The 9864-nt window shown below is 65.3% G+C and carries 4 protein-coding genes; 3 read left to right on the forward strand and 1 reads right to left on the reverse strand.

Annotated features, from left to right (window positions below; translation table 11 throughout):
- The 3 genes from KJS59_RS29785 to KJS59_RS29795 all read left to right on the forward strand — a co-directional run.
- The coding region (locus KJS59_RS29785; RefSeq protein WP_249715137.1) for a carboxypeptidase-like regulatory domain-containing protein at positions 1 to 1527 on the forward strand (1527 nt) is incomplete at its 5' end.
- 44 nt (positions 1528 to 1571) lie between these two features.
- Positions 1572 to 8453, forward strand: coding sequence for a polymorphic toxin-type HINT domain-containing protein (locus KJS59_RS29790; RefSeq protein WP_213457195.1), 6882 nt, complete (start codon positions 1572 to 1574; stop codon positions 8451 to 8453).
- Between the two features lie 11 nt (positions 8454 to 8464).
- Positions 8465 to 8719 (forward strand): hypothetical protein, encoded by a 255-nt coding sequence (locus tag KJS59_RS29795; protein WP_213457197.1) that lies wholly within the window; start codon positions 8465 to 8467, stop codon positions 8717 to 8719.
- Positions 8720 to 9157: 438 nt separating this feature from the next.
- On the opposite strand, the gene KJS59_RS29800 is transcribed toward KJS59_RS29795, so the two are convergent.
- On the reverse strand, positions 9158 to 9864 hold a 707-nt coding region (locus tag KJS59_RS29800; protein ID WP_249715138.1), incomplete at its 5' end, for a group II intron maturase-specific domain-containing protein.

The following is a 9864-nucleotide window of genomic DNA, read 5'->3' on the forward strand; positions in this document are numbered from 1 at the left end:
ACCCGTACGACCAGCAGCACCGGCACATACAGCTTCACCGGGATCGCGGCGGGCACCTACGATGTGACAGCGACCAGTGGCGGCAGCGGCTGCGCCGGTCAGATCGCCACCACCGAAGTGGATGTGCAAGCCGCGGTCACGATCGATTTGCTGCTCGCGCCGCAGTCTGACATCTTCGGCTACACCTGCCACACCGTGCCCGGCACGGCGTTCGTTGCCGGCACCACCCAGGTACCGCCCAGCGGCGACGACACTCCCAAGGTCCTCGGTCCGTTCACACTTCCGTTCACACTGCCCTACTACGGCCGCAGTTACGACCGTCTGTGGGTGTCGACCCAGGGTGTGGTGACCTTCCACGATCCGCAGGGCTGGATGCCGTACGACCAGGTCAGCCTCCCGGACCGGGCGAACGCACCGCTCGCCGCCGTGCTGCCGTTCTGGGACAACCTGTATATGGACGCGCAAGCCAGCGTCTGGACCGGGACGATCGGCAGCGGATCGACCCAGCAGTTTGTGATCGAGTGGCGGAACATCGTCCATTACGGTGGAACGGCCCGATTCAGCTTCGAAGTGCTGCTCTCGCCGAGCGGGGATGTCACGTTTAACTACTCCGGCATGGCCAACGATCGCTCGAAGGGCTCCTCCGCAGCAATCGGCATCACCAGCCCGGGCGGTGGTTACGGCCTGCAGTACGCGTTCCAAAGCCCGGTGCTTGCCGCCGGAACGGCGGTGACCTTCGTCTACCCAGACGATCCGTGGCCGATCCCGACCGGGTCGATCTCCGGAACGGTGCTACGTAAGGGCACACCGGTCGGCGGAGCCGAGGTGCGGCTGGGAGGCCTGAGGGGGTACGCCGACAGTGCCGGCCACTACGAGTTCGGCGACCTGGAGACGGGCACCTACGGGCTGGAGGTCTATCAGGGGTGCGATGCCGCCAACCAGCCTGACGTGCTGGTTGACGGTGACGCCGTGGTCAACCTCGATCTCACCACCTACTACGACGACTTCGGCTATTCCTGCACGCTCGAGCAGGAGAAATGGATTCCCGGCAACACGGTGGTTCCGGGCGGGTGGGCCGACATCGACCTACCATTTCCGTTCCCGTTTTATGGTCGACGGTGGACGATGGCTTCGATTGGTGCGGGCAGTATGTACCTCATAGATTCGAGCACCGAAAGCATTGGCGGCGACATCGAGTTCTGGCCCGGTGCCAACCCCATCAGCGACGCGAATTCCGGCACGTTCACCGCCGTGGTCGGCACCGCGCCGAATCGGCAGTTCGTGATCGAAGCCCGGAATTACAACTTCGGGGAGCGCCCGGACCTGCGGTTGAGCTGGGAGATGATCTTCGGTGAGGACGGAAGCATGAAGATGATCTTCAAGGATCCGCCGGATCCGACGGCCGTGCCGTACACGGAGTCTGTCTGGAGCATGCCGGAGGATTACGACGGCATCTCGTACTACGAGGACGGTTTCGGATTCCCGGCCGGCAAGTCGGTGGTCATTCATCCGCCGACGCCCTCCTGACCCTCCCTGTTTCCCCAACGCCCCCTGATTGGTGGAGGTCATCGGTGAGAGTCCGCGCTAACCGGGTCAAGTCCGGGCTCGCCCTGCTGGTGGCGGCCAGCCTGGTGGCCACCATGCACGAGCAGCCCGCTTCGGCGGCAAAGCCGAAGCCGTACACCCCGCCGGAAGCGGCCGCCCAGCCGAGCGTTCCGGTGCGTAAGGTGGCCGCTCGACCTGTGACGGCCGCCAAGCTGCCGCAGGCCGGCGTCCTTCCGGCGCCGCAGTGGCCGGCGGCGGGCAGCGCCGACCTGACCCTCTCCGCGGCGGCCGCCGCGGTACCGGTGTCCTTCCGGCAACCCGCGGCAAAGGCGGCGGTGCGCAATCTCGCGGCACTTGCCCGTATGCACGTCGACATGCTCGACCAGGCAGCCTCGGCGAAGGCCCGGCTGCGTGGTGTGCTCTTCCGCGTCCGACGGGCGGACGGACTGTCGGCGGCGGCCCCGGTTGGTGTCACCGTGGACTACGGCAAGTTCGCCACTGCGTACGGTGCCGACTGGGGTTCCCGGCTGCGGCTGGTGCGACTGCCGGAGTGTGCGCTGACCACACCAGAGCGCACCGAGTGTCGCGGCACGGAGATCCCGACCCGCAACGATACGCACGCCAGAACCGCAACGGCGGACGTGTCATTCGGCGGTGCTCAGCTGATGGCGCTCGCGGCCGCACCGTCTGGGCCGGCCGGTAGTTATGGCGCCACCACATTGTCCGCCTCGGGCACGTGGTCGGCGGGCAGTTCCTCGGGCAACTTCTCCTGGTCGTATCCGATGCGAGTGCCGCCGGCCATGGGCGGTCCGGCGCCGACGCTGGAGTTGGGGTACTCGTCGCAGTCGGTGGACGGACGGATGGTGTCCTCGAACAACCAGCCGTCGGAGGTGGGTGAGGGATTCGATCTTGCGACCAGCGGCTATATCGAGCGGCGTTACAAGACGTGCAGCGATGACACGTCCGGCGGCAACAATGCCGGTGATGCGGACAAGTACGCCGATGACCAATGCTGGGAAACCGACAACGCCGCGCTGAGCCTCAACGGCTCGGGCGGCGATCTGATCAAAGATGCCGGCGATCCGAACCTGTGGCACCTGCGTAACGACGACGGGTCGCGGATCGAGCGCAAGAACGGTGCGGACAACGGCGCCCGCAACGGTGAGTGGTGGGTCGTGACCACGACGAACGGGACGCAGTACTGGTTCGGCCGCAACAAGCTGCCGGGCTGGAGTTCGGGGGACACGACCAACGCCACGTGGACCGTGCCGGTATTCGGCAACGAGGCTGGCGAGCCGTGCCACAAGGACGCGTTCAAGGATTCCTCGTGCCTTCAGGCGTGGCGATGGAACCTGGACTACGTCGTGGACCCGCACGGCAACACCATGTCGTACTGGTACAAAATCGACATAAACAAGTACCAATCCGGCACGGGCAAGGTGCAGTCGTACGTCCGGGCCGGATACCTGGACCACGTCGCCTACGGCACCCGCGTCGAGCCGGACCTGGACACCGGTAAAGACACTATCTTCACCGAGCACGCCGCAGCCCGGGTCGACTTCGCCTACGGCGACCGCTGCCTGAGCGACTGCGGCACGCACGACGCGAAACATTGGCCGGATGCGCCATGGGACCTGGCTTGCTCGGACGACACATCGTGTGACGCCCGGATGCCGTCATTCTACAGCACCCGGCGGTTGACAATAATCACCACCAGTACGTATGACCTGGTGAGCGGGAAGTTCCGCAACGTCGAGCAGTGGACTTTGACGCATTCGTTCCCCAATCCTCAGGACGGCACCCGGGCCGGGCTATGGCTGGAGAGGATCGGTCATACCGGGCTGGTCGGGGCGACGACGAGGCTTCCTGACGTCACGTTCACCGGCAAGGCGATGCCGAATCGGGTCGACGCGGTGGATAACGCGCCACCGATGAACTGGATGCGGCTCACCGACATCAACACCGAGACCGGCGCCATCGTCCACGTCGACTACCTGGAGACCGACTGCGTCGCTGGGCAGAGCGTTCCGTCGGCGCCGGAGAGCAACACCAAGCGGTGCTACCCGGTGCGCTGGACGCCGCCGGGGTTCAGCGAGCAGACCGACTACTTCAACCGGTACATCGTCAACGAGGTCACCGAGACCGACAGGACTGGCGGCTCCACTCGCGTGCTGCACCGCTACACCTACTTCGGGGTCCCCGCCTGGCATTACGCCGACGATGACGGGCTGATCTCCGACGACGCCAAGACCTGGTCGCAGTGGCGCGGGTACGGCAAGGTCGGGGTGACCACCGGCGACCCGGGCGGGCAGACCTACACCGAGACCACGTTCTTCCGCGGGATGAACGGAGATCATCAGCCGTCCGGCACGAGGTCAGTGTCGGTCACTGACTCGCAGGGCGGGTCGGTGCCGGACGAGGACGCGTACGCCGGGATGGTGCGCGAGACGCGCACGTTCCTCGGCCCGGGTGGTGCCGAAGTGTCCGGCGAGATCCACGACCCGTGGCAGTCCGCACCCACCGCGAGCCGGACGATCGGCGGTGCCACGGTTTACGCGCGTTTCGTCAACACCGAGGGCACGCACTCCCGGGTGACGTTGGATCACACACCCGGGGTCCGCACGACGTACACGAAGAGCACGTTCGACCAGTACGGGATGGTCGTCAAGGAGGACGACTTCGGCGACGTGGCGGTGACCGGCGACGAGCAGTGCACCGTCACCACATTCGAACCGCGTAACACCTCGGTGTGGCTGATGTCGCTGCCGCACCGGGTTCAAACGTTCGCGCTCGGCTGCGAGAAGACATCGGGGACGCTTACCGAGGCTGACGTGATCGGCGATGCGCGGACCCTCTACGACGGACACGCCTACGCCGTGGTGCCGAGCAAGGGCGACGTCACCGAGTCCGACCAGATGAACGCCTACAACAATGGCAGCCCCACCTATGTCCCGATCACTAAAACCAATTACGACGCACTGGGCCGGGCGAAGGAGTCGTGGGACGCGCTGAATCATCACTCTGCCACCACGTACACGCCGGCCAGCAGCGGCCCGGTCACCCAGACCATCGACACCAACCCGATGGGCTGGAGCACCACCACGGTACTTGAACCCGCCTGGGGCCTGGCAACGATCACTACTGATGTCAACGAGCTGCCCACCACGCTGAAGTATGACGGTCTCGGCCGACTGGTGAAGGTGTGGCTACCCGGCCGGAACCCCAGCTCGGACACCCCGGACACGTCGTACGACTACCTGATTCGCACCGACGGGGTGAACGCGGTGACCAGCCGGCACCTCAACCCCAAGGGCGGTGTCACGACCTCGTACACGCTCTACGACGGCCTCCTACGGCCGCGCCAGACGCAGACGGCGTCGCCCCTGGGCGGACGGATTCTCACCGACACCTTCTACGATGCGGCTGGCCGCGCCGTGCTGGCCTACGGCGCCTACTACGACAAGACTGCCGGGCCCGGAATCGACCTGGTAGCGCCGCTGGTCCAGCAGGACGTGCCGAACCAGACCCGCACCGTCTACGACGGCGCTGGCCGGGCGGTCGCCTCGATCTTCCAGCCCAAAGCCGTCGAGCGCTGGCGCACCACTACGGTCTACGGCGGCGACCACACCGACGTGGAGCCGCCGAACGGAGCGACCGCGACCGGCACCTGGTCCGACGCCCGCGACCGTACCGTGCAGCTACGCCAGTACCCGACCGGGTCTGCTACCGGCACCGACTACGACCACACCGACTACGTCTACAACCGCAAGGGCCTGATCGATTCGGTCACCACTCCAGACGGCAGCAAGTGGACCTACGGGTACGACCTCCGCGGCCGGCAGATCAGCAGCAACGACCCGGACGCCGGCCAAACCACTAACAAGTACGACGACGGCGGCCGGCTGGTCACCAGCCAGGATGGCAACGGCTCGGCACTGACCTACACGTATGACGCGTTGGACCGCAAGACCGCCCTGTACAAGGGAACCAGCGTCACCTCCAGCGGGCAACTCGCCCAGTGGGACTACGACCAGGCCACCTTCGCCGACGGGGTGACCCCGGCGAAGGGCCAGCTGTTCCAGTCCAGCCGGATCGACGCCAACCGCCGCTACGTCAGCACGGTCAAGCAGTACGACCAAAGCTACCGGCCACTCGTGTCCAGTGTGACGATCCCGAGCGGGGAGACCGGACTGGCTGGCACATACACATTCAGCACCGGATACAACCCGGACGGCAGCATCAGCGCAGTCGGCTACCCCGCGACCGCCGACCTGCAACCAGAGACGATCCTGTACGGCTACACCGATTTCGACCAGCCGCTCACCCTGTTGGAACTGTACGGCAACGAGGCCGAGTCGAGCATCGTCGCCGACAGCCAGTACGACGCACTCGCCCACGCTACCCAGTACACCCTGTACACCGGCCTTTTCAGCAGCAAAGGCTCACGGGCCTACCTCAACTACGAGACCGACCAGACCACCGGTCGGCTCAGCGAGATCAGCCTGCACCGCGACGGCGCGGCACCGAACACCGTTGCAGACCTGCACTACAAGTACGACGATGCCGGCAACATCACGAAGATCGCTGACACTCCGACCGGCGGCGGATACACCGATATCCAATGCTTCAGCTACGACCGGTACCAACGGCTGCAGCAGGCATGGACGCCGGCGGCCGACGACTGCCAGGCGGCACCCCAGCCGTCAGCGCTCGGCGGCCCAGCACCCTACTGGCAGAGCTACACCTACACCCTCGGCGGCGCACGGGCTCAGCTGGTCGACCACGCCACCCCGAATGGTGACGTAACGACGACCTACACGTTCACCGACAACAACCCCGCCGAGCCGACTGCCGGGCAGCCGCACGCGTTGCGCGGCACAACCACCACCGACAACACCGGCACGCGGACCGCCGCGTACACATACGACAAGGCAGGAAACACCAAGACTCGGCCCGGACCCAACGGCACGCAGACCCTGAACTGGGACGCCGAGGGCAATCTGCAGAGCGTCACCGACACCGCCGGCAGCACCAGCTACCTGTACGACGCCGACGGCAATCGGTTGATCAGCCGGGACAACACCGGCAAGACCCTCTACCTGCCCAACGAAGAGCTGCGCTACAACAGCAGCACTGTCACAACGAGCTGCACTCGCTACTACACGTACGCCGGCGGCACGGTCGCACAGCGCACCGCCAAGGGACTCACCTGGCTGGCGGCCGACCACCAGGGCACACAAAACATATCCCTGGACGAGAAGACGCAGGCCCAGACGATCCGCCGGCAGACACCGTTTGGCGCTTCGCGTGGTGCCGCCGCCACCTGGTCGAATGACAAGGGATTCGTGGGTGGTGTCAACGACCCGACCGGGCTGACCCACCTCGGTGCTCGAGAGTATGACCCGGTGCTCGGCCGCTTCATCTCGGTGGATCCGGTCCTCGACACCGGCGATCCGCAGTCGATGGAGGGCTATGCCTATGCCGACAACAATCCGGTCGTGCACGCCGACCCGTCCGGCGAAATGTTTTCCAAGGACGATGGCGGTGGCGGTGGCGGCGGGGCACAGCCCGCCAGTTACCCGCAGACCAACCCACCACCGAACGACCCGCCCAAGCCGAAGAAGTGCGGCTGGAGTTGCAAGCTCAAGAAGGGCTTCACGGCCACCGCCAACTGGGTGGACAACCACAAAGCCGCCGTCGCCGGGGTGGTGGCCGGCGTCGCAGTAGGCATCGGCTGCGGCGTGGCTATCGGCTGGACCGGCGTCGGCGCGGTTGCCTGCGGCGCGCTCGCGGGCGCGGTGGGCAGCATGGTGCAGTACGCCGTCGAGACAAAAGTCGAGCATAAAGGCAATTTCAGTCTCGGTGGCATGTTCGTGCAAGGCGCACTCGGCGCCGTCGTCGGCGGCATCACGGGCGGCATCGGATCCGTAGCCGGCCAAGGCATCAAGGCCGGCGTCTCCTCGCTGATCTCGGGCGCGGGCGCGAAGGCAGCCGCAGCGGCCGCCAAGGCAGCGGCGAAGAAGGAAGCCGGCGCCATCGTCAGCGGCCTCACCCGCAACGCCTTCGGTCGCTCCGCATCCAAGGCCGCCGAGGGTGCCGCCGAGGGCATCCGCGGCACATGTCCGCTCAACAGCTTCGCGCCATCCACTGCGGTAGCGATGGCCAGCGGCTCCACGAAGGCCATTGCCAAGGTACACGTCGGTGACCGGGTCATTGCCATTGATCCGCAGACCGGGAACCCAAGCCAACAGACGGTCACGGCTCAGCACATTAACCACGACACCATGCTGACCGACGTGACGGTGCGGGTGAATGGAGCCAAGGAGGTCATCCACACCACCCAGCACCACCCGTTTTGGGACAAGACCCAACGGATGTGGGTAGACGCCGGCGACCTACAACCCGGCGACCGGCTGCGTTCGACCGACACCATCACGATCACCGTCGTCTCGGTCACCAACTACACCGGTGCCCGAACGATGTACAACCTCACGGTCGACAACATCCACACGTACTATGTGTTGGCTGGCACCACGCCGGTGCTCGTACACAACTGCGGAACTGGCGGGTTCAAAGCCGGAATGGGGTCCGATGAGGTTACTGCGATTAATCGGAGCTTCGGTGGCCAGACTCTTCTGAACGGCTCGTTCGAGAACACGATGATTAACGCATCTCGCTACAACAGCTTCTATGACAAGTCAGCAGTCGTGATCCGGGATATTGCGGGTGGTCACATGTTTGATAATGGAAATAAGCGGACGGCCCAAGCTGTTGTCGAGCAGCTAATGCAACGAAACCGCGTCATTAGCGGGCCAACATCGACGGAGCTACGTGGTGTCATTGACAAGGTTGGCAAGGGCCAGTTGACCAGCGTAGACGACATCTCCGCAGCGTTGCGCGGGTACTGACGGGAGCTAGCGTGACTGAGATCGAGCAGCTAATGAGGCGTCTCGCCGAAGCTGGGGCTACTGCAATTCTCAAAGTGGATCACGAAAGGCTTGCTCAGGGCGGGGAGTATTGGACGTTCATCGTCTCCGGCGGAACCCTGGGGGAGGGAGGGCTTGTACGGGCCGAAGAGGCGACCCTCGCCGAGTGCCTGCGAATTGGGTTGTCGCGCCTCGCGTCGTACGGTCCGCAGTGGCACTGGGTCTCAGAATTCTTCGACTTAGAGTAGTGCGCCGCTGGTGGCTCACTTTCCGTGTTGTCTGCCTGTCGAAGGGTGTCGGAGGTTGTTGTCGCTGGCCTGGGCTGCCGTCATGGATCTATCATAAATGCAGATGCATCGATGCCTTGCGGCAGAAGTGAGATTCGGTGGCGTGCCGCGTAGCGGTGCGGCGTCGATCCCCGGAGCCACCCACTTTGAGTGCCGGGTGAAGGGATCGTCCCGGCTTCAGGGGGATCATCTGGCTCGTGGCTCGGTGTTGGTGGGCGTGCGCGCGGGGCCGGAACGGCTGTAGCGCGTGCGCGCGGCCCGGCGTCAGCCGGGCCGCTCGTGGGGTCGGCCAGCGGCGCGGTGCCGCGATTGCTCGCGGTCCGTTTCCGCTGGCCGCCCGCCCGAACCGTACGTGCGAGTTGTCCCCGCATACGGCTCTCCGTGTGTCTTGCCCGTTGATCACGCCGTCGTGGTTGGTGTGATGGTCCAGGGGGTGGGGATCTTGCTGCCGCGGTAGCGGTAGCGTTCGATTTTGACGCTGGCTGCGCCGTAGAAGGTGATCCCGTTGTGGGTGTAGCGTCCGTCGTGGGTGAAGCGGCGGCGGACCTCCCGCCAGGAGATGGGGTGGTGCTTGCGGCGGATCCAGGCGCCGATGCGTTTCCAGGCGTGGTAGTCGACCTGCTGGAAATGGCGGCTGGATGAGCCGTGGCGGAAGTAGTTGGCCCAGCCTCGTAGCGACCGGCCGAGAGTCAGGAGGATCTCGTCGAGGTCGCGGTAGAGGGTTGATCTGTTCTGGGTGCACTCGCGTGTTCGGTCCCGCACGCCTTGCATGGCCTTGCGGGATGGGTAGGTGAACACGTAGGTCTTGCGGCTTCCTCGTTTCGTGCGGCGCACGATGGTGTGGCCGAGGAAGTCGAAGCCGTGGTCGATGTGCACCACGCGGGTCTTGTCGGGGGCCAGACGTAGCCCGAGTGGGGCGATGACCTGGGCGATTTCGTCGAGCAGTGTCTCGGCGTGCTGCTGGGTGCCTTTGACGAGCACGACGAAGTCGTCGGCGTAGCGCACGAGCCGCCAGGTGGCCAGCCCGCGTTTGCGTCGCCGGTGCCGCTGGTTGCCGTCGCCGAAGGATTTCCACTGCCGGTCGAAGTGCTCGTCCAACGCGGATA

Source organism: Rhizomonospora bruguierae (assembly GCF_018397995.1).
GTDB classification, from domain to species: Bacteria; Actinomycetota; Actinomycetes; order Mycobacteriales; family Micromonosporaceae; genus Rhizomonospora; species Rhizomonospora bruguierae.